Raw genomic sequence first — 21,599 nt, forward strand, 5'->3', positions numbered from 1 at the left:
TATTACGCCGCTAACGCTTCGTAAGCTGGCAGCGTAAGGAATTCGACGTAAGCCTTATCAATCACCAGTTTCAGCACGAGCTCCTTCGCGCGGTCATATTGCAATTTATCGCCTTCTGCGGCTTTGATCTTTACAATCTCTTCATCCGCTACTTTGCGAATGAACGCCTCATCAATCGCCTGACCTGCGTCGGTCTTTGCACCGTGGTGCAACCATTGCCAGAGCTGTGAGCGCGAAATTTCAGCCGTTGCGGCATCTTCCATCAGATTGAAAATGGGTACGCAGCCATTACCGTTGATCCAATTTGCCATATACTGAATCGACACGTTCATGTTGTTGCGCACGCCTGCTTCTGTGATTGTGCCTTGGTGCATTTGCAGCAGTTCTTTCTGCCCTACGTTTACATCTTCACGCAACACATCGCGCTGGTTTGGTGCTGGCATCAGTCGATTAAACGCTTCCATTGCCACTGGAATCAGGCCTGGGTGCGCGACCCACGTGCCATCATGGCCCCAGCTTGCTTCACGCTCCTTATCGGCGCGCACGGCAGCGAAGGCTTTCTCATTCGCCGCTTCATCATTCTTCACGGGGATGAACGCCGCCATGCCACCCATCGCGAAAGCGCCGCGCTTGTGGCAGGTTTGAATTAGCAATTCGGAGTATGACTTCAAGAAATCCTTGTTCATCGTCACTTGCGTGCGATCTGGCAGCAGATATTCTTTATGTGCATGCAGCTTCTTGATGGTCGAGAAGATATAATCCCAACGGCCACAATTCAGGCCAACTGCGTAGTCTTTCAGCGCGTGTAGAATCTCGTGCATCTCGAAAACGGCAGTGAATACTTCAATCAGCACCGTCGCTTTGATGGTGCCTTTCGCAATACCGATATAGTCTTCGGAGAATGCAAAAATATCAGCCCATAGCTGCGCCTCTTCAGCATTCTCTAATTTTGGAATATAGAAATATGGACCTGTTTTGCGGGCAAGTCGCTCTTTCGAATTATGGAAGAAATAAAGACCAAAATCGAGCAATGCACCACTGATTGGCGCACCATTCCATGTTACGTGGCGCTCTGGCAAATGCCAACCGCGCGGACGTACGATGAGTACGGCAAGGTCTTTGTCATTCAACTTATATTCTTTGCCTTCAGGGCTTTTATAGGTGAGTTGCTGGCGCACCGCATCGTAAAGCGCTTTCTGGCCACCGATAATTTTTTCCCAAGTTGGGGATAGTGAATCTTCCAGATCCGCCATGAATACTTTCGCGCCAGAGTTCAGCGCATTAATGACCATTTTCGGTTCAGCAGGACCCGTGATTTCGACACGGCGATCGAGAATATCGGCAGGAACCTCAGCCACTTTCCACGCGTTTTCGCGAATGGATTTCGTTGCGGGGTTGAAATCTGGCAGCGTGCCGTTATCAAATTCTTTTTGGCGTTCAATGCGCTTTTTAAGCAGCGCATCACGACGTGGTTGGAATTTCTCGACCAAGGTGGCGACAAAAGCAATCGCCTCTGGCGTCAGCAAGAACTCACACCCTGTGGGCGCGGGTGAGGTAAATTTCAACGTGGTGGCAGCAGTCGCGCGTGCAGCATTGCTCATACATAAACTCCTTGTTGCTATCTATCTAGTCCAATCATTTTCATTTGTCATCCCCGCATGTCTGTGGCACGTTCATGCTTATGTTTAGCTGGATTAAAAAATCGCTCTGTATGGTATATCGCGCTGGCGATAATCTCGTTGAAAATGACGGGATTGAGCTTGCGGGTTACCTAGCATTCCTTGAACTGTTGTCGCTGTTTCCGTTTCTGGTTATCATTGTGGCGACTGCGGGCTTCTTCGGTCAGGGCGAATTGGGCGCACAATTCATCAACATGCTTATTACCCATGCCCCTGAAGACGCGGTTGTTTCACTTAAACCGCGCATTGAAGAAATTATTTCAGGCCCTCCTCAAGGCTTACTTACTATCTCGATTCTTGGTGCGCTATGGACATCGAGCTCCGCAGTAGAAGGCTTCCGCACGGTATTGAACCGTGCCTATAACGTGAGTGAGCCGCCGCATTATTTCTTCCGCCGACTCATGTCGATTTTGCAAATCGTGCTGCTTACCGTTATCGTCATGTTTGTGATGCTGGTGCTCGTATTAACGCCGCTTTTCTTTGAACGCATCGCGCATCAAGCAGGCTGGAAACTACCGCCTGACGCGCTTACTTTCTTCACGCAAGACTTCGTCTATATTGCCATTGCCTGCATGTTTGTTGCGGTGGCCTCGCTCTATTACTGGCTGCCTAACATCAAACAAACACTCATCGCTGTATTGCCTGGGGCGGCTATTGTGGTCGCGGGTTGGCTCGGCGGCGCGGCATTGGTCAGCTTTTATTTGGATAATGTGAGTCAGGTGAACCTGATTTACGGCTCGCTCTCGGGGTTGATTGCAACGCTGCTGTTCTTCTTCGTGATGAATATCGTCTTTATCTATGGCGCGGAATTCAACCACGAGTTACTATTGGCGTTAGGAAAACGCTTAGAAGAGCGCGAACATTCGACGGAGTCACCGGATGATAAGGTGATCAGTAAACATTAAAGCGTGAACTTAAAGATCTGCCCGTCCCACAATACCATGATGAATGCTAGTGCGATCGCAACCCCGTAGGGGATAGGCTCGCCCGCGCGCAAAATACGTGGCAGATTGACGGGTAAAAAGATCGCAAATTTACGTAAAACCACCACTGCCACGGCAAACAGACCGCCGAATACTGCCATATAAATCAGGAAGTTAACGGTCACGGTTGACCAACCCGTCCATAGCGCTAGTGCGGCGAGTAATTTGATATCGCCACCACCCATAACTTTAAGTGCAAATAGCCCCATGCCGAGCACCAGCACGATACCGCCTGTTGTCAGGCCATTAATGGGGTTGAGGCCGAGAAAATAAAAGCCAGGCAGATAAAGCATGGCTATCGCAACGACGAGCGTATTGGGGATGATAAACTCACGCGTGTCGTAGAAAATGACTGCCAGCATCGCTAGGCTGAGCGCGGCTAAGAATAGTATTGGTAAATTTGAAACCCAAACTTCCACAGGCGCCTCATTTAGGGTTGTGTTGCGGATGCGCTTGGTTTACTCTGCCTAACAATTAATCACAAGAATAACTAAAATCATGCAAGCAACTACCTCACAAAATCCGATTCGCCGTGGCCATATTATCGTAACAGGTAATGAAAAAGGTGGCTCTGGCAAGACGACGACAACCGTGCATTTGATTGTGGCGTTGCTGCGTTTGGGTTTTCGCGTAGGCTCCATGGATATTGATGCGCGGCAGCGTTCGCTCACGCGCTATTTTGAAAATCGCAAAGTGACGATCGCTAAGGAAAATACACCCCTGCCGATGCCGCATCACATTGTGGTCAATAAAAGCCCATTCCCTTCCCAATCCGAGGCGGAGGCAGATGATCGTGATCGCTTCACGCGTGCCCTTGCAAAATTGCTTGTTACCTGTGATTTTGTGGTGATTGATTCGCCTGGGAATGACACGTATCTGTCGCGTCTTGCGCATAGCTTTGCTGATACGGTGATTACACCAATCAACGACAGTTTTGTGGATCTGGACGTGTTGGCAACGGTGGATGGTTCCACCCTCGAAGTGCAGCGCCCAAGCATCTACAGCGAAATGCTCTGGGAACAGAAAATGATGCGCGCTAAGCGCGACGGTGGCTCGATTGATTGGGTGGTCATGCGTAACCGCCTTAGCAATATCGATGCACGCAATAAGCGTATGATAACGCAAGTCATGGAATCACTCGCCAAACGCATTGGCTTCCGCCAAGCACCGGGTTTCTCGGAGCGTGTGATCTTCCGCGAGATGTTTTTGCTAGGCCTTACCGTGTTGGATGTGACCGAAACGAATGGCGCTTCCAGCTCACTTTCGATGTCGCATTTAGCGGCGCGCCAAGAAGTGCGCGAGTTGCTCAAGGCACTTAAAATTCCAGCGATTGACCAGCGTATTACCGAAGTGCGCACGGGCGAGGTAAAACCCGTTGCCCCCACGCCACCGCCGGAGGCCGCGAATGATTCTTCGCCACTTCCGTCCGAGCAGCCGGTTGCTGTAGAACCGATCGCCGAGAGCGCAGCTTAGGCGCTTCTAGCTGATTCTAAGGAGATTGCGCCATGACGTTTATTTGGCAGAAGAACAAGGAAAATTTGGAAGTCGTAGCAGGGACTACGTCTGAGAAATTTTTCGCCGTTATTCTGCCATGAACACTCTGCCCGATGCATCTTTGTTTCGCGCCTATGACTTACGCGGCGTCTTTGGTAAAACCTTGCACGCTGAGGATTTTTATGCGCTAGGTCAGGCCTTCGCAAGCCATGTAATTGACACCGTCAACTGTCGCACCCCCCAAATCGTTCTCATGCGCGATGGCCGCCATTCTTCGCCTGCTCTTGCCCATGCGATGCGCGAAGGTTTGGCCAGTGCGGGCGCGACGGTATTAGACGCAGGGGTAGGCCCCACCCCCATGTGTTATTTTGCTACGCATTTTCTAGCCGCCGACGGTTCGGTGATGATTACAGGTTCGCACAACCCGAAAGACCATAATGGCGCAAAGTTTACCTGTTTGGGCGCCAGCGTGCATGGCGACGCACTGCGTACGCTGCGTACGCGTATCGAAACGCAAGAACTCGTGCGTGGTCGTGGCCATAGCGAGGAAGTCAGCATTCACGAAGAATATCTCGCCGAGCTTAAAAAGGCGTTGCCCATCGGCTTGGACGTGCATGATCTCAACATTGTGTGGGACGCAGGCAATGGTGCCGCAGGCGATGTGATTGCCGCGCTGACCAAAGATTCTGATACGGACGCGCTCGCGCTCTATACAACGATGGATGGTAGTTTCCCTAATCATGAGCCGGACCCATCCAAAGCTGCCAATCTTGTTGATTTGCAGAAGGCTGTGAAGTCTCGTAGTGCATTAATGGGACTTGCCTTTGACGGCGATGGTGATCGCCTTGGGGTGGTCGATGAGCGCGGAAAAATCATATCACCTGACCATTTGCTCATGCTATTCGCCAAAGATGTGCTGAGCCGCAAAAAGGACGCCACCATTATTGCTGACGTCAAAACCAGCGATGCATTCTTCCGCCAAGTAGCGTTATGGGGCGGCCACCCACTGATGTGGAAAACAGGTCATGCGCTCATCAAGGACAAGATGCGCGATACCAAAGCTGCTTTTGCGGGTGAAGCAAGCGGCCATATCTTTTTTGCCGACGAATATTACGGCTATGACGACGCGCTCTATGCCGCGATGCGATTGATTCGTATTGTCGTGGAAAGCAAGCGTCCGCTCAGCGCGCTTATTGAATCGTTGCCTGCGCTGTACAGTTCAGAGGAATGGCGAATTCAGTACGATGACGACAAAAAATTCGCGGTGATTGAATCACTAGCTGCAATGCTTACGAAAGATGGCGCCTCGGTGAATCAGCTCGACGGTGTGCGCGTTACCAATGAATATGGTTGGTGGTTGATACGCGCATCCAATACGGAAGATAAGTTGGTCGCACGTTGCGAAGGTTACACGGCAGAAGGCCTGCAGCGCCAGCGCAGCGCACTTGCCGATTATTTGGGTCGTCATAAGATTGGATTGCCTGCGGCAGCCTAGGCGGGCTCTTGCTGCGTAAGGCAATGAATTGTTCCCAAGCCCCACACTAAATCACGCGCATAAATGCCGATGACTTCGCGAGTTGGGAAGCAAGCTTGTAACGTATCGAGCGCGTCTTTATCCGCCACATCGTTGAAGACAGGCACCAACACCACCTTGTTACAAATCAAGAAATTTGCGTAAGACGCTGGTAAGCGTTCGCCGTCATACATCACAGGGCGCGGCATGGGGATGTCGATGACCTCAAAAGGCTTGCCCTTTGCATCACGTGCCTTGTTCAGGCGCTTCAGGTTATCTTGTAGCAATTTGTAGTTTGCATCTTTCTTGTCGTGCTCGACCACGGTGACGATTTTACCGGGAGCAACAAAACGCGTGATATCATCGACATGGCCGTGCGTATCATCACCCACGATGCCGTTGCCAAGCCAGATGGTATTTTCTGCGCCCAGATATTTCGCGAAAACTTGTTCGTAATCTTTGCGCGTAAAGCCGGGGTTGCGAATCTGTTTTTTGCTCAGCAGCCATTCTTCGGTCACGATGATGCTACCTTCACCATCCACCTCGATACCGCCACCTTCGAGCGTTACTTGCTTGCCCTTATGCTTGGGAATAAGGCCAGCATGCTCGGTGAAGCCCAATACATGGGTCGGCACGATCGTGTCTTTTTTCCAATTCGGATATTTCGCCCACGCGTTGAAACCCCAATCCAGCCCGACAAGTTCTTTGCCGCTTTTCACCCAGATGGGACCGCAGTCACGCAGCCAACCACGATCGGTCGGCGCTATCACAAAATCGACATGTTTGAGATTCGCGTGCGCATCTTTGAGCAGACGCTTGGCGTCTTTCTCTGCTTTTGAATCTTTCACCAATAATCCCACACGCTGGTCGCGCGAGATAAGGCGCACCATTTCGGCAAACACATAAGGTACGGGCGCGAATTTACCTGGCCAATCGGCCTCGTTATGCGGCCACGAAAGCCAGATACGTTTTTGTGGCGCCCACTCTGCGGGCATGAGGAAGTTGCTCATGACTTACGCGCTTGGATGCTCAAGAATTTTGCCATAGGCATCGATACGACGGTCACGGAAGAACGGCCAGTATTGGCGCTGTTTCTCGACCTTTGCGGGGTCAATCGTCGCCGTAAGGATAGCTTGCGAGTGATCGTCTGCATGTTCGATGTAACGGCCAGACGTATCGCAAATGAAGCTGTGGCCGAAGAATTCGAGCGCACCACCATCCGTATCTTTTTCAAGACCCGTGCGGTTCGGTGCTGCAATGAATACGTTATTAGCAACGGCATGACCACGCATCACCGTCTGCCATTTGTTCCACTGCTCTTCACCGTATTGTTCTTTCTCGGCGGGGTGCCAACCAATCGCAGTCGGATAGAAAATCACGCTGCAGCCTTGCATGGCAGTAAGGCGCGCAGCTTCGGGGAACCATTGATCCCAGCAAATCAATACGCCAATGCGACCATATTTGGTGTCGAAATTCTTGAAGCCCGTATCACCCGGCGTGAAATAGAATTTCTCGTAGTAACGTGGATCATCTGGAATATGCATTTTTCGGTAGATGCCTAAATCCGTACCGTCTGCGTCGAACACCACGGTGGTGTTGTGATAGACACCTGCAGCACGGCGCTCGAACAGCGAAGCAACCACCACCATGTCCAATTCCTTGGCAACCTTGCTCAATGTCTCGGTGCTCGGGCCTGGGATTGGCTCAGCGTATTTGAAATAGTCGTGATTTTCGCTCTGGCAGAAATAGGGGCTTAAGAACAGCTCTGGCAGGCAAGCCACCTGCACGCCTTGTTTCTTTGCATCGCGCAGCAAGGCAATCGCCTTATCCATGTTGGCTTTTGGGTCTGCGGACATTGACATCTGGATGATGCCGATTTTGTATGGGTTTGTGCTCATAATTCGGGCACGTAGCATGTTCTTGCCTGTGGCGCAAGCACACTGCTATAAGAAAATGGTGCGTGCCCGTAGCTCAGCTGGATAGAGCATCTGCCTTCTAAGCAGAGGGTCACAGGTTCGACTCCTGTCGGGCACGCCACATTAAGGATGCGCATGCCTAATTCCAACGAATATCATCTGCTGCATTTTATACCCGCCGTTGAGGCGTGGGAGATGCCGCCTGTGCTGGAACAAATGGCGCAGCAATTGGTGAAATCAGGCCGCCTGCGTATCAATGCAGACCATGAGCGTAACTTCGTGAAATACTCGACGGTGGATAGTGACCGTAGCTTCAGTGCCCGCGAGTTAACCAACCCCGAATTACTGCCTAAAACACGACAAACCATCGCGCAATCCGTGCCGATGGGGCTGGGTGATGCAGCGATAGATGATGTATTGGAGCAACTGCACCGCGAGCTGAAAAAAGCGCGCGGTATTGATGAAGCCAAAGAGCTTAAAGTCGCGCGTGTGCTGATGCAGTCAGCGCATCCTGCTGTCATGTTACTAGCGCTTCGTGAAGGTGCAGAATTCTTTGTGTCCTACTCGCATAATGTGGGTGATCTCATGGCGATGCATTTCTGGCAAACGCATGGCACGGCAAGCGGCCTGCAATCCGCAGCAGATGAAGGATTGGCGATTTATGTTTCTTGCAGTGGCGACCCGTTTTTTGAGGGTGAAGAAAAAACCTACACCACGGATGGCTGGCCAGCACTCGCGCGCATGGTGGTGATTGCAGGGCAAGAGATTGGGCACTATGCCGACCTTCGCCGCACAGCGCATGGCATTACTGGGCGCATCTCTGCTGATACGTATGAGCTTGCGCCAAGCCCCGCTTGCAAAGCAGCGCGTGATGCAGACAGGCAGCGCCTAATGTTTTTATTAGATTCATGGAACCAAAGAGGTCTTGGTGCATTACTCAAAGCTGAACAGGTCGTCGATTTTTATAGTAGTCGCTTGCGTTTTTCACCACGCTATGTGCTCGCGCAAATGTGGCGTGCACTCGTGTGGGTGATATTTGCAGCACGTCACATTGGGGCACTACCAACGCTGCACACTTATCCTCGCTTACGTTGCGCAACAGGTCTGACGCATTTCGTGCAGGACATGGCCTTCAATCTTAGCCCTAATGCCGATGCGTATCGCCGCGATGATCCGATAGAGGAAGAAGCCATCGCCTGTATCGAGGCATTGGCGCGTGTACCCCAGCAGGTGAATAAATGGGGTCATGGGGCAGTTAAATTAGCAATTCCTAATATGTATAGATTATATTACGGTTCCGTTATACCAAACGTCACGGCAGCCCTGCCAAATGACCTGCTGGAGCTAGCGCGCAAAGCCAATAAAAACAATATAATACAATTGGTTATAGCCAAGCTGCGCCGCCTGTTTTCCTCGAGGGCTGGCTGGCACCCCAAATCCTCGATTTAAGGGGCTTTTGCGGCCTTAAACCACCCACCAAAAATCTTGCTGAAACATCCATTTTTCTAGGGGTTTGTCATCAAACCGTCACATTGAAATGGTATCTTCTTAAGAAGGAAGGCAAGTAAATGAGTATTGGTGCAATCGCAGGTCCAGTAAGAGAATTCAACGAAACCGTGCAAGGTGCGGGCAACGCTGTACGCAGCGGCTTTGACGTTTTGGGATTTGTTTTCCAAGCACTGATCTGGGGACCTATCATTCTTCTTGGTGGCGGCTGGCTACTGAATAATTTCCATGATCAGCCATGGTTAAGACCCGTAATGGAATTCTTTGCGCCGATGGTTGAAGGATTGTTAAATTTCCTTCCTGAGGGCATGAGCGACTGGTTGCGCGAGAACGTGCTCGGCAACTTTGCACAATATATGACAGGTGCTGGCGCACGCGCTGCACTGCAGATGGCAGGTCTTTCCGAAGATATGACCAGAGCAATGATTCGCGACGGCGAGACGGAAAGCGCACAAGATATAGCAACGCTGAACGCTGCACTTGCAGCTGGCCGTAATGGCGCGACAGGTCGCGTAGCGCGCGGTGATTTTGTCGGCATGGCATTTAACGAACACTCGTTGAGTTACTTATTGAATGATCCCAATGGTCGCCGCATGTTAAATGATGCTCGCGCTATCGCCATTCGTGAAGCACAATTAGCAGATCAGACATATCAACGTTCTGTTGAGGAAGCGCGCGCTAATAATAGACCTATTCCAGCGCGCCCACAAAACCACGTACTTAATGCCGTACGCGGCCTGCTTAACAATTCTACCCTATTCGCTGGCGTTAGAGCTGAAGGTTTAGAAGTCATGTACCAGTACGCAGAAGCGCTGGGTAACGTAACACTTAGCACTGAAGCAAAAGCAGCACTGAATGGTCTTGGTGCGGAACAGCGCCGCCAGCTTTTTGCGGCGTTCATTCCAGCAGAAAGTGCTGAAGGCCAAACACAAATGCGCGAGACTGTGGCACGTCTCATTTCAGATTCTAGTGACACTCGAATTCCAGATGCTACGCTCTTTACCATCATTCGCGGCGTGACGGTTACAAGTAATGCAGAAGCACAGAGCTTAATTCAACGCATGACCACTCCACCAGTTGGCAGCAGCGTTGAGCCAGCAGCACATTTTGCACAAATACGTGCCCAAATGCAGGCTTTGGGCGTAGATACGGTTATCGCTTTTGCCAATAATCCCGTTCAGGCGCTTGTAGCGAACGCCAACAATACCAATTTGAATGGCCCTCGCCTAAGTGCGCTCGCGAGCCTAGCACCAACCGAAGGCCCTGGTGCACTTACGGGAGATATGCGCAGCCTGCTCAGCACGCCCGAGGGCGCACAGAGTGTTATTGATCTTGCAAAAACTCTAGAAGTCGCTGGTGCGGGAACCTTTGAGCGCTTTGTGAATGCTCTAGGTGCGTTCAACCTTACAGAGGGACAACTCTCTGCACTCCAAACACCAAATGAAGAAAGAGCCGCAGCATTGGATGCTGTGATGGCACAATACCCAGAATTATTGGCGATTTATGGTGCGAATAAAGCAGCAATTGATGCGTTTATTAATGCGCAACCAGCAGATAGCAGCATTCGTCGACGCGCGGCTCCATTACAGAGTCTGTCGGCAGAAACTGCTACAGCAAGCGCTGGGATTTTGAGACAAGTCAACGAGGGCACGCGCGGAAATGAGGCGTTGCGCGCAAGTATCAATAGTGCATTCCAACAGGCCATCGGCAGTGAGTCAGATTTTACACCTCTGATGGGCTTACTGTTCCAAGACGATCCCAACAATAACGCACGCGCGTTAGTTTCAGGTGAGAATAATGCTATTCTAGAAAATCTGGCACGACTTGCTGGACAGCAAGTAACCCACTCACTAAGCACCCCCGAAGGCTACGGTGAACAAACCGTAAGAGCATTCTTGACAGGCAATGGTGTTGAACAAGCTTCAGCGGCTGATGGTAGATTTGCTGCGCTTGCTGGTCACCCAGATCGCATTGGTACCTATAACCTTGAAGCACTAGTGACGCTGATTGATAGCATTGATAGAGCAACAGGCCGTGAGGTGACCACTGGCGATGAAGCTGCAAAAAATGCAGCAGAAGTCGATGCGGACGCACGTAACCTGCGTCTTGTTAATTTCTTCTTGCAGGTTTCCACTGGTCAAGAAGTTGAGATGTCTCAAACTGAAAGAGAACAGCTTTATGATGACATACAACGTCGCTTGCAAAGCACAGAAGTCGTGGCGGCGATTCGCACATTCTTCAATACCGTGGATGTAGATAATATGACGCCTGCCCAGCAACGTTTGATGGATTACATCAAAGACAATTGGTGGATTGACCGCTCACCAGAAGGCGAAACACCAAATAATACCTTTGAATCTTGGGCTGGTATTAATACTACTGGCAATATTTTTATGACTGCTTTGGCTAATTCAGGATTGGCAGAATCAGGGCAGCGCTATAGCCCCACGGATGATAAGGATCTTGGTATTGCTGCTATTCTCAGTGACCCCTATTTCAGAGAATCTTTTGTAAACGGTTTATTGGGCGTTGAAACTGGTGGCATGTTAGATTGGATGCGCGCAGGTGTTGGGGAAGCAACAGACCTAAAGAACAGGCTTGCCCCTCTAAGAACCGCAATCGACAACGAAAGACCCGTGCCGCCACGTAACTAGTTTGGCCAAGCCCAAATGCGCTTCAAACTCCCCTCCCTTTCTGCTACACTCACAACCGATTCATTGCGCCTAGGCATATAGCGAGGCGTTGGTGACCATCGGCCGCGTAATCAGGTAGCGGGCGCGCTGACAAGATGTGGGGTAACGCATGGTGGATATCTCCGCCACAGCGCCTGCTACTGCTGCTGCCAATCCTACGGTCGCGGCCATCGCGCGCGTCAGCCGCGAGATTAGCGACTCTACCTTTCGTATTGCCTCGGGCAACCGTATCGTGCGTACGGGGGATGAGGCATCGACCATCACTATCGCAGCGACGCTGCAATCACAAATCAGCACGCTACGCCAAGGCCAAGTGAATAGTGGCGCGGCAGGTAGCTTGCTTGAGATTGCGGCCAACGCCCTCACGCGCATAGGCACGCTGCTTGAAACCCTCGAAGGCCTCACCAGACAAGCGGATGATTCTACCCTCACCGATAATGCCCGCGTGTTTTTAGACACGGGCTTTCAAGATACGCGCGCCGCGATTGATGCGATTGTAAGCGCCACACGTTTTGGTGGACGTACATTGCTCGATGGCGCGAACTCGCCCTTTGAATTTGCCGTAGGTGAAAATGGCGGCAGTGTGGAAGTCATCATTGATGCGGTCGATAGCGCCACGTTATTGGCGGGTGCCACGCCCGATATAACCAGCCAATCGAATGCGCAAGCGGCGCTGCCATTGGTGCAGGACGCACGCGAGCGCTTTGGTATTGTGCAGGCAGAAGTCAATGCAAGCCTGAGTGAGCTGCGCGCCAATGCGGACGGGTTGGCCGCAGCGATTGGTGATATCGACACAGCGCGAGGCAGCTTGCTGAACACCGATGTGCCGCGTGAGCAAACGCGCCTTGCCGCACTCACCTTGCAGCAGGAGGTGGGACTTTCCGTGGTCGCACAGACCCAAGCCTTTAATAGCGATTTGCTGAACCTATTGCAGTTTAGCTAGACACCAACAAAAAAGCCGATGGTTTTTTGCCATCGGCTTTCCGTGTAAAAGGTTAGTGATTATTACGATTTTGGCACAGCAGAACCAACCGCATTCTCCTCGCGACGCCTATTATCAGGCGTTGCTGAAGGCGGAGCGGATAGTATAGCCGCAGGGTCTTCTACTTCAACCGCACCTGCGAGAGCTCCATCTATTTCACCCTCATCGGTGCGATCCATACGGCCAAACATTCTACCCAAACTATCGCCAGCATATGCGCCAGCAACTCCGCCCAGAACGCCATCAACGACATCATAACTTGTTGTCCTTGTTTCGGTCGTCGTCGTCGTCGTCACCGTCTGTCCAGGGTCGCCTGGGGGGCCATCCAGACCTCCTGCTTTAGTTGGATCAAGCAATTGTATTACTTCAATCAGTGTTCTAATTATCGTTACTTCTCTGCCTGCAAGAAGACCGATTAATCCCCCACCAATCATCCATAAGTTTAGGCCTGTACCTGCATTTAGAGCATCAACGTCACTTTCGATGCCAGCTACTAGCGCATTAAACTCATTGCTTTGGCCAGCGCGCAAGGCATTGAGGTCGCCACTTTGTATCATGCCTAATGCCGCATTCAGGCGTGCATTATCATTTCCTAATGCTGCACGCAGGCTAGACATAATAGACGCGTTCACCGCAGGCTGCCCTGCAAGAACCGCGTTGAATGCCTGAGTTTGCTGCGCACGCAGTGCCTGCACTGCCACTTCTCCATTCGCATTAAAGTAGCTATTTAATTGGTCTGTGAATGCCGCATCGATTGCAGTCACTGCAGCTTGCGGATTTGCATCCTGCGCAGCATTAGCGCGGGCAACAATCCAATTGCTCATGAGCTCTGCATAAGCTGCTTGGTCAGGATTGCCACGGGCACCTGCCATACGTTGCAGCTCTAGCGCAATCTGCTGTCTAGCCGCCTGATCACCCGAGAAGAAACCTGCCACCAACAGTTGCGAGTAAAGCGCAGGGCTTTGCAGTGCCAAGCGATCTACTAATGCACTATTCATTTGGTTTTCGGTGATTCTATCGGAATTAATAGCTGGTATTGCACCTGCAGTGGTAGCAGATAATAGCGTAGTCGCTATCACAGGTCTTCCATCCGTTGGTGCTGGTGGCTGAGATGCCAGATTGTTTTCACCTGCGAGAACCGTTGGATCTGCTAGCGCTGAGGCCAATGGTTCAGGTGGGGGTAAATCAACAACAGTACTATTATTGTCAATTGCTGCATTCGCCAACTCGATGGCGCGATCATCATCTACAATCACAATATTTTCGCCATTATTGATGCGCTGCTGTATAGAAATTGCGATGTTTGCAGCGAGGTTTCGTCCGTCTACCGTGCTGCGATACATGTCCCAATTATTACCTATTTCTGCAATATCCAGTTCCGCAGGCTGTGCATCTATTATGGCTTGGTATCTAGGGTTAAGATCCCCTGTTTCCCTGCCTGCTATACCCGATCCCGTATCATAAGCTACGTCCAAACTGACGCTGTTCATCAAGCGCGTTAAGATTGGCGCTGCTTGAGGGCTGTTGGGGTCGATACGACCAATCATATCCATCAAATCACGACGAATAATAGCTCTGTCTTCAGGGGTAGCTGTAGGGCTATTGTAACGCGCCAACATAGCCTGCGCAACCTCCTGACCCTGGCGAAGATTCTCGCTACGGTTTTCCCAACTGAAGAATAAGAAACCATCGCGGTTATCTTCGTATTGGAGATTGCCTCTCAGATTGTTATTGCCACTGAGGGTTTTAGCGTGACGTCGCGTATAATTTAGCGCTTCTTCATGGGTTTCAAAACCAAGCGCGCGCCAATTTTCTGATGCTCCATTTGGATTCGTTGCATAATTATAGATTTCTAGAATCTGTGAGAGGTTATCTTGGCTGCTCAACACATAATCCACGTAAGCATTGCGGAATTGTTCGTTTGCTGGGTCACCCAATGCAGTCTGCAATTCAGTTGCCTGCTGCAAGATGCTTTCTGTCGTTTGCGTTTCATTATTAAATGTTACGCCTGTTGCCACATCAATGTCGCGAACGTTAGGTGCGCCCGTGGTCATCGCATTACTACGGTCAGCATTCGCTTGCGCATATCGCAAGACTTCACGCACTTCTCTCGTTTGTGTTTGTCTTGACGACTCTCTATCACGCGTAGCACGCTGATCTTCTGCACGATATGCACGGCGAATGTCTCTAATCTCAACACGTTGTGAAATGATGGCTTTCTCGGGATTGAATAGCGCATCCGCGCCCGTTGCATCATCCCTAATACCTAATTGAGCACGCTGCTCTGCCGATAGGGTGACGTTTCGTGTCTGAATGTCTGATTCCCTGCCGCCCATATCAACCACAACGGTTGTATTGGTGTAGAGCGCTTCTTGTGTATTGACGTTACGATGGTCGGCCACCGCATTTGCAAGTGCGAGGGGATCATCCAGCAATTCGGAATAGCCCGCATAAGTAGCACGAAGGCGGTCCCTATCTGCTTGTGGTATAGACTCGTTCGCTAATGCACTCGCCAGAACTCTGTCATAATCCGCGCGAATAAGATCTCTATTGAGCTCCACGCCATAGCCATATTCTGAACGCACCAGTGGGTTCAGTGCCGTACGCAACGTGAGTTGTAATGCGCGCTCCGAATCGGCAAATGATAGTGGGGTCGTACTTTGAATCAATGGTTGACGAAGATCTTCCGTAGCACGAAGACTGGTGAAATAGCGCAAACCTTCTGCGGTAGCGTTGAGTTCGTTAATGCGATTGCGTGCCGTTGAGAAGTTGGTGAAAATATTTTCGAAATCTGGGTCGCGACGGCGATTGATAGAAATCAATGCACTACCATCAATGCTCCAGCCTTCATTACCATCCGCATCGAACACGAGGCGTGGGGTAGTTTCCAGTTTCTGCGTTTGTTCCTCGTTATAGTCTGTCGCTTGGCCGTACTGGTCAACGTTTACCGATCGTTGTGGGCGGAAGGTAGCCTCAGCGCCTCTATTACGAGACGTATCGGTAACGCTTGCATCTCTGCCTGTTCCGTCTTGTACCAACGTGCCTTCACTGGCACGACCTGGCCGCATATCGCGGCGTTCTGGGCCATCCGCAGCAACATCTCGAGGCTGTCTACCGCGAATGAGGTTGAAGTAATCAACAGATAGTTGTTGTTCTTCGCGACTGCCCGTCGATAGCACCTCTTGCACGAGTACGCGTGTTGGTGTTGGTTGCACGGCGACAGGTGCGGCGGCGATTACTGGTTCAAGGGCTCTTTCTAATTCTACGGTAAGCGTACAAACACCATCCGTACAGGTGTTAAGCGGGTGATATCTTGGAGTTTGGTCAGTTAACAACTTAACGTCCTGATTTGGCGTTAATGGGTAATTGTAAACCCATTTGCCGCAATTAGCAGGCACTGCGTCAATATCGTTGACGTGTGCTGTTCCTGCTTCGACGAGCCAGGTCGCATGTTCGCGCAGAATACGTTGTTCTTCTGCACCCACGATTCCGCCAGCCGCAACATCTCTAATGCGCTGCAACGAGCGTGCGCTTCGACCGCGCGGATTATCAATAAGATCTTGCGCTTCTGCTTCCGTATCAACCCCACCAACAGGAAAGGTTACGAAACGCTCTGGCAACATTCCTTGTCTTTGTAATTCTTCAAAATACGCCACTACCCTTTGAGGGTTCGCGTACATTTCCGCCAAAGCAGCCTCTGTTACTTCTCTTAGGAATCTATCGCTATTTTCTGGACTGAGCTGAATACCATCTAATTCTGTATTAGTATCATTCGTCGCGGTTGCATATCTTGCGCGAATAGCTCGATAGGTTTCTGCTGGCAGAATCTCTTCATACATTGCAAGCTGGCCCATCGCTCTGACAGTAGAGCTATATCTTCCTTGGCGCTGCGCCTGAACTACCGTCAAGTCGTCTCTGTTGACAACTTCATCCGTGTCGCTGGTTCTATCATTGATAAAGTTCTCGCCAACCATCTTGATCTCCTAAAATTGCCTATTCGGGCTTTTGATTGCCCTGTTACTATGCTCGCAGTATCGCACAGCAATCGTTACAATTGGGTTAACTTTTATCTAATTTTCCCTTAATAGGCTATTTAATAGTTAACAAATGGTTAAGATTTGGCCTATCTTATTGAAAGATAATGTCATTTGTCCGCTATGCTGCGCCTATTTATAGGCGTTTAGGGCGAAATTTACGCGGTCACGCAGGGTAAATTTACTCACATCCACCGCATCGACCTTCTCGGTACGGCTTAAAAGTCCGCAGCGATTGGCGATTTGAATCGCAATGCCGGGGCGCGCATTGGCCTCCAGCACCATGGGGCCTTTGTCTTTGTCGAGTACAATATCCACGCCAACATAACCGAGCTTGGTGATGTCATAAAATTTACTCGCCATCTCAAGCAAAAATGGCCAGCGCGGAATTTGGCGGCCAGCGAGCGGTTTCAATGTCTCTGGATGTTCGTTGACGAACTTGCTGCCTTGTACACCATACATGGTGCTGCCAGTGCTCATTTCAATACCAACGCCAATACCGCCTTTGTGCAAGTTCGCTTTACCGTCGGACTTGCGGGTTGGTAAGCGCAGCATGGCCATAATCGGCACACCTTTATAGACGATAATGCGAATATCGGGCACGCCCTGATAGGTGATTTCGTTGAAGATGGGGTCGAACTGCACAACATATTCTAGAATTGCTTTGTCACTCGAGCCGCCCATTGAGTACATACCGCCCAAGATATTGGTGATGTAGTATTGCATATCACCTGCGGAAATCAGTTCGCCGTTGGCCTTTTGAAAACTGCCGCCAATCACGTCTTTGACGAGGGTAATACCATCACCACCCGAACCACGCGCAGGCTTAATCACGAATTGTTTATGGGGTGCGGCAATCTCCGCCACCTGCCCTGCTTGGTTGATGAATTCAATCACGCCATACAGTTCGGGCACTTGAATGCCCGCCTCGAGGGCGAGTTTTTTGGTGAGTAATTTATCGTCTACCAGTGGGTAGAAACGCCTACGGTTATTGGGAAAAATAAAATCGCGGTTACGCGCATTAATGCCCATGATTTTATATTTGCCCAAGCCTTCCAGCATTCCAGCAAACATATTATTTCACTTTCTCAGCTTCTTTTTTCTCAAGCGCGGCGAGCGACTTTTGCAACTGGCGGAAGCGAATATACTCGGTGAGTTTATAGTGGTTATAGCGGCCCATCACCATAGCAAGTGCCAATACAACGAGTAGCAACTCAGGAAATGCAAACATTAGGTAATTGAGGGTTTCGTCATTCATCGCGAAGTAGGCGATGATAGCGCAGCCCATGCTCATCAGACCTGTTTTAATCGCGGTTTCCGAGCCATATTCTTCCCACATCATGGTCATGCGCTCGATCGTCATCGTGAGCACAACGATTGGGAAGAGCGAAATCGACAGACCGACAATCATGCCGAACTGATTGGTGATCATGGCGATCAAGCTCAGTACAATAACGACCACGGTAAGCACCGCCGTTAGTCGCGGAACGAGAAGCAGTTTCAGTGCATCAAAATAGTTGCGGATGATCACACCAAGTATCACCACCAACGTGAATAACAGCACACCCGCGAACAACCCCGTTTCGCGGAAAGCAAGCGCGACCAGCACGGGCATAAAGGTACCAAAGGTTTTCACACCGATCACTTGTCGCAGAAAGGCCATCACAAGGCCGCCAACAGGAAGCATGAGTAGTACGTTAAATACGAGCTGTGCATCCAACGGCAGGTTATAGAACGAGAAGGTCAGGAATAAATCAGCAAGCTGACCGCTCTTCCAAATTGCACGGGTCAATGCGTTGTTGGTGTTCTGTCGCACGGCAATCATCGTCTCAGCGCGCGCGTTACCTTCCACACTGTAAAGGCCTTTATCACCGTACCACCAGACAATATATTTATCTTTTAGGCCGAAGCTGCGGTGCTCGGGGTCGATGCCGACCCAATCATTCTTCACGAATACTTCAAGCCACTGAACAGTGCCTGCACGACGCTTATCTTCAGATAATTTCAAACCATGTGCAATACGGGTTGAAATACCATCCGCCTGTAAGAGTAGTGAAGCGAGCTCTACGTCGGTGAGTTCTTCTTCTACGGAATCACGAATGAGTTTTACACGGTCATCGCTCGCGTCACCGACCAGTCGGTAGATTTCACGCACGAACGTTTTGGTGGAGGCAGATTTGTCCTTCGCTTCGCCTATCAGCGCATCAATCGCAACATAGACAGGTGCTTCTTTTTCACCCTCTTCGAGTTTAGGGCGATTCTTTTTCTGATAGGAAGAGTCTGGCTGGGGCGGCGCTGCTACGACCTGCTTTGAAGGTGAGTCGAGCTCATAAACGATTGCGCGGTAGAAAATGGTTTCGTTGGCGTCCATGCGACGTTTGGAGAAAACAGCAGTGCGGTTGCCGTCTGCGTCCGACTCAGTGATTTCATGGCCGAAGCCGCGGGCGACAATATTCTCGTCCACCAACACGAATCGTTCGGACTGGTGTGGCAATTGCAGCGTGAAAATGATGGGCTTATCGCCCTGACGCCATGGGTTTTTCGATGCGAGATCGACACGTGATTCAACGTACCAGCTTTTATAGGTCGTATCGGGCGTTAGTGGGAATTCGAGAGTGAGGTGCTTATACGCCGCCATGCCAAAGCCGATAGCCGCGAAAATGAGCGCCAAACTCCAGACATGCAGACTACGCATTATGCTTATTCCTCAGTACAACGAGCGCGACTGACGAAGGTACGAGAAGGATCCACCGACAGCTTGGCATGTTGCATCATGTTACGACCTATCAGCAGTGGGTAAATGAAGTTTTCGCGATTGGCAAGGTTCACTTCTTCATTCACCTGGCGGCCAGCGATACAGAGTTCCATTTTGATAACTGGGCGGCGCAGAAAGCCACCGTTTTTCTTTTTAATGCGCACATAGCGTACAATATCGCGCTCAAAGGTGACCGACTTATTATTGTTATCATTCTTGATGCTAAAAACCACCTGCTCGCCTGTGTAGCCTTTTTTGCGCTTACCAACTTTGCGTATATCAATGACCTCTGCATCAATGGAGGAAGTCTTCGCGCCTGAATCCAGCTTAGCCTTGAAGGTAATATCCACCTCTGCAACAGTCACGTTCTCAACCCAGCCTACAATTTTGAGCTTTGGGTCTGCTTTAGGTTGGGCATTGGCAGTGGCCGCCATCACTAGCAACAGAATACATGAAATGCGTAACATATGTTTGCAAAACTCGGGTTTAAGGCGTTGCTTCCTAATCGTTTTTGATACCATACGTCAATGGTTTTATACGCCCCGCCTCTAGTCTTGCATTGACTTTGCGCGAATCCTGCGTATGGTGCGCCCTGAGTTTTGTACTCTTTTGCATGTGCCGGCCGTAGTGAATCTTCATTTGCGGCGCGCCTTTGAGGCGCAAAATTGGGCTTTTTCAGTCCAGCCAACCAGCGTTTGATTAAGAGTTGCTGCCTTTCAGGCGGAAATAACTCTCGACTACCCTCACGACGCAATAATGCGCCGTGTCAAACGACATGTTGTCTGGAAAGGACAAAACAATGACGATCGATAGTTTTAAGGCATTTGATCTGCCACCTGCACTTGACGAAGCACTGGAATATCTGCGCTTCGAAAAACCCACCCCTATTCAAGCAGAAGCGATTCCGCACGTGCTTGCTGGCCGCGATATTTTAGGCTCGGCACAGACCGGCACTGGTAAAACAGGGGCTTTTGGCATCCCACTGATTGCTAAGCTTTTGCGTAATCCGCATGGCTCTGCACTGATTATGACACCCACGCGCGAACTCGCCGTGCAGGTGATTGATATGATCGATTTGATGCTCGGCCTTGATAGCGGCATCAAAGGCGCGCTGCTGATTGGTGGCGAATCCATGGGCAAGCAGTTCAACCAACTGCGCCAAAATCCACGCATTATTGTGGGCACTCCAGGACGTATCAATGACCACCTCGCGAAGCGTACGCTGAAGCTCGACAACACCAATTATCTGGTGCTTGATGAGACGGATCGTATGCTTGATATGGGCTTTAGTGCGCAGATTGACCGCATCGTAGCACATCTGCCACGCAACCGTCAGACGCTGCTATTCTCAGCCACGCTGCCCGATAATATCGTTAAGTTGTCGGCGCGCTACTTGAAAGATCCCGTGCGTATTTCGATGGGCGCAACCAACGTGCCGATTGCAAAAATCAAACAAGAAAATGTTACCGTTTCCGATGACGATAAATACAGCCAGTTGCTGGTGCAGTTACAAAATCGTCAAGGCACGGTCATTGTGTTCGTGAAAACGAAGCATGGTGCTGACCGTCTAGCGAAAAAGCTGCGTGCGATGAAACACGAAGCGGGCGCAATTCACGGCGACTTGCGTCAAAATCAACGCGATACTGCTATCAATGATTTCCGTAACAAGAAAACACGCATTCTGGTTGCAACCGATATTGCAGCACGCGGTTTGGATATTCCGCATATTGAGCACGTCATTAACTATGACTTGCCACAAGCGCCGGAAGATTACATTCACCGTATTGGCCGTACCGCACGCGCGGGCGCGGAAGGTGCAGCCGTGAATCTGATTTCGCCGAAAGATGGTCCGAAATGGAAGGCGATTCAAAAATTGCTGAACCCAGGCCAAACGCAAATTGATAGGCAGCAGCCACGTGTGAATGCAGACGGTGTCGAGAAAAAACGCCCGAAGCGTAAACGTAGCCGTAACCGTAATCGCAATCGCGGCGACCGCAGTGGTCACGGTGGCAACAAAGCGCCAATGCAAGCGATCGCTGCTTAG

At 50.6% G+C, this 21,599-nt stretch carries 15 protein-coding genes and 1 tRNA gene; 8 read left to right on the forward strand and 8 right to left on the reverse strand.

Going from position 1 to position 21,599, the window contains the following annotated elements; translation table 11 throughout:
- Nucleotides 1-2 precede the first annotated feature (2 nt).
- Nucleotides 3-1,601 carry a malate synthase A gene (gene aceB / locus J0M34_06480; protein MBN8543895.1) on the reverse strand — a complete coding sequence of 533 codons (1,599 nt, stop codon included), beginning with the start codon at nt 1,599-1,601 and terminating at the stop codon, nt 3-5.
- 80 nt (nt 1,602-1,681) lie between these two features.
- On the opposite strand from aceB, the gene J0M34_06485 reads away from it, so the two are divergent.
- Nucleotides 1,682-2,584 (forward strand): YihY/virulence factor BrkB family protein, encoded by a 903-nt coding sequence (locus tag J0M34_06485; protein ID MBN8543896.1) that lies wholly within the window; start codon nt 1,682-1,684, stop codon nt 2,582-2,584.
- On the opposite strand, the gene J0M34_06490 is transcribed toward J0M34_06485, so the two are convergent.
- Entirely contained in the window at nt 2,581-3,081 is a 501-nt protein-coding gene (locus J0M34_06490; GenBank protein MBN8543897.1) for a prepilin peptidase, read from the reverse strand. The genes J0M34_06485 and J0M34_06490 overlap by 4 nt on opposite strands.
- Nucleotides 3,082-3,160: 79 nt before the next feature.
- Between J0M34_06490 and J0M34_06495 the strand changes: the two genes are divergently transcribed.
- The gene (locus tag J0M34_06495; GenBank protein MBN8543898.1) at nt 3,161-4,135 is read left to right on the forward strand and encodes an AAA family ATPase; all 975 of its coding nucleotides are present in this window, start codon (nt 3,161-3,163) and stop codon (nt 4,133-4,135) included.
- A gap of 118 nt (nt 4,136-4,253) precedes the next feature.
- Nucleotides 4,254-5,651: a phosphomannomutase/phosphoglucomutase gene (locus tag J0M34_06500; GenBank protein MBN8543899.1), complete on the forward strand. Its 1,398-nt coding sequence runs from the start codon at nt 4,254-4,256 to the stop codon at nt 5,649-5,651.
- On the opposite strand, the gene J0M34_06505 is transcribed toward J0M34_06500, so the two are convergent.
- Nucleotides 5,648-6,679 carry an agmatine deiminase family protein gene (locus J0M34_06505; protein MBN8543900.1) on the reverse strand — a complete coding sequence of 344 codons (1,032 nt, stop codon included), beginning with the start codon at nt 6,677-6,679 and terminating at the stop codon, nt 5,648-5,650. The two genes, J0M34_06500 and J0M34_06505, sit on opposite strands and share 4 nt — an antisense overlap.
- 3 nt (nt 6,680-6,682) lie before the next feature.
- Entirely contained in the window at nt 6,683-7,567 is an 885-nt protein-coding gene (locus J0M34_06510; protein ID MBN8543901.1) for a carbon-nitrogen hydrolase, read from the reverse strand.
- Nucleotides 7,568-7,629: 62 nt separating this feature from the next.
- Here J0M34_06510 and J0M34_06515 point away from each other — a divergent pair.
- The 4 genes from J0M34_06515 to J0M34_06530 all read left to right on the forward strand — a co-directional run bounded on the left by J0M34_06515 (nt 7,630) and on the right by J0M34_06530 (nt 12,727).
- Nucleotides 7,630-7,706 (forward strand) — tRNA-Arg (locus J0M34_06515).
- A gap of 14 nt (nt 7,707-7,720) precedes the next feature.
- Nucleotides 7,721-9,034, forward strand: coding sequence for a DUF2748 family protein (locus J0M34_06520; GenBank protein ID MBN8543902.1), 1,314 nt, complete (start codon nt 7,721-7,723; stop codon nt 9,032-9,034).
- Between the two features lie 119 nt (nt 9,035-9,153).
- Complete coding sequence (locus J0M34_06525; protein ID MBN8543903.1) at nt 9,154-11,745, forward strand: hypothetical protein; 2,592 nt, start codon at nt 9,154-9,156, stop codon at nt 11,743-11,745.
- A 148-nt stretch (nt 11,746-11,893) separates the two neighbouring features.
- On the forward strand, nt 11,894-12,727 hold the full coding sequence (locus J0M34_06530; GenBank protein MBN8543904.1) for a hypothetical protein: 834 nt from the start codon (nt 11,894-11,896) through the stop codon (nt 12,725-12,727).
- A 62-nt stretch (nt 12,728-12,789) separates the two neighbouring features.
- Here J0M34_06530 and J0M34_06535 read toward each other — a convergent pair whose 3' ends face one another.
- From J0M34_06535 to J0M34_06550, 4 genes are all read right to left on the reverse strand, one after another.
- A complete protein-coding gene (locus J0M34_06535; protein ID MBN8543905.1) occupies nt 12,790-16,740 on the reverse strand; it encodes a hypothetical protein in 3,951 nt (1,316 codons plus the stop codon).
- A gap of 192 nt (nt 16,741-16,932) precedes the next feature.
- A complete protein-coding gene (locus J0M34_06540; protein ID MBN8543906.1) occupies nt 16,933-17,862 on the reverse strand; it encodes an alpha-L-glutamate ligase-like protein in 930 nt (309 codons plus the stop codon).
- 13 nt (nt 17,863-17,875) lie between these two features.
- Nucleotides 17,876-19,495: a UUP1 family membrane protein gene (locus J0M34_06545; GenBank protein ID MBN8543907.1), complete on the reverse strand. Its 1,620-nt coding sequence runs from the start codon at nt 19,493-19,495 to the stop codon at nt 17,876-17,878.
- Between the two features lie 5 nt (nt 19,496-19,500).
- Nucleotides 19,501-20,022, reverse strand: coding sequence for an ATP-dependent zinc protease (locus tag J0M34_06550; protein MBN8543908.1), 522 nt, complete (start codon nt 20,020-20,022; stop codon nt 19,501-19,503).
- A gap of 332 nt (nt 20,023-20,354) precedes the next feature.
- Here J0M34_06550 and J0M34_06555 point away from each other — a divergent pair, with 332 nt between their 5' ends.
- Nucleotides 20,355-21,599: a DEAD/DEAH box helicase gene (locus J0M34_06555; protein MBN8543909.1), complete on the forward strand. Its 1,245-nt coding sequence runs from the start codon at nt 20,355-20,357 to the stop codon at nt 21,597-21,599.

The organism is Alphaproteobacteria bacterium, assembly GCA_017302575.1.
Taxonomy (GTDB): Bacteria; Pseudomonadota; Alphaproteobacteria; order Rickettsiales; family UBA3002; genus JAFLDD01.

Coding starts and splice junctions, on each gene's coding strand:
- J0M34_06510 (MBN8543901.1), bottom strand. CDS start 7,567: ATGAGCACAAACCCATACAAAATCGGCATCATCCAGATGTCAATGTCC.
- J0M34_06525 (MBN8543903.1), top strand. CDS start 9,154: ATGAGTATTGGTGCAATCGCAGGTCCAGTAAGAGAATTCAACGAAACC.
- J0M34_06555 (MBN8543909.1), top strand. CDS start 20,355: ATGACGATCGATAGTTTTAAGGCATTTGATCTGCCACCTGCACTTGAC.
- J0M34_06520 (MBN8543902.1), top strand. CDS start 7,721: ATGCCTAATTCCAACGAATATCATCTGCTGCATTTTATACCCGCCGTT.
- J0M34_06485 (MBN8543896.1), top strand. CDS start 1,682: ATGTTTAGCTGGATTAAAAAATCGCTCTGTATGGTATATCGCGCTGGC.
- J0M34_06535 (MBN8543905.1), bottom strand. CDS start 16,740: ATGGTTGGCGAGAACTTTATCAATGATAGAACCAGCGACACGGATGAA.
- J0M34_06545 (MBN8543907.1), bottom strand. CDS start 19,495: ATGCGTAGTCTGCATGTCTGGAGTTTGGCGCTCATTTTCGCGGCTATC.
- J0M34_06495 (MBN8543898.1), top strand. CDS start 3,161: ATGCAAGCAACTACCTCACAAAATCCGATTCGCCGTGGCCATATTATC.
- J0M34_06540 (MBN8543906.1), bottom strand. CDS start 17,862: ATGCTGGAAGGCTTGGGCAAATATAAAATCATGGGCATTAATGCGCGT.
- J0M34_06530 (MBN8543904.1), top strand. CDS start 11,894: ATGGTGGATATCTCCGCCACAGCGCCTGCTACTGCTGCTGCCAATCCT.
- J0M34_06505 (MBN8543900.1), bottom strand. CDS start 6,679: ATGAGCAACTTCCTCATGCCCGCAGAGTGGGCGCCACAAAAACGTATC.
- J0M34_06550 (MBN8543908.1), bottom strand. CDS start 20,022: ATGTTACGCATTTCATGTATTCTGTTGCTAGTGATGGCGGCCACTGCC.
- aceB (MBN8543895.1), bottom strand. CDS start 1,601: ATGAGCAATGCTGCACGCGCGACTGCTGCCACCACGTTGAAATTTACC.
- J0M34_06500 (MBN8543899.1), top strand. CDS start 4,254: ATGAACACTCTGCCCGATGCATCTTTGTTTCGCGCCTATGACTTACGC.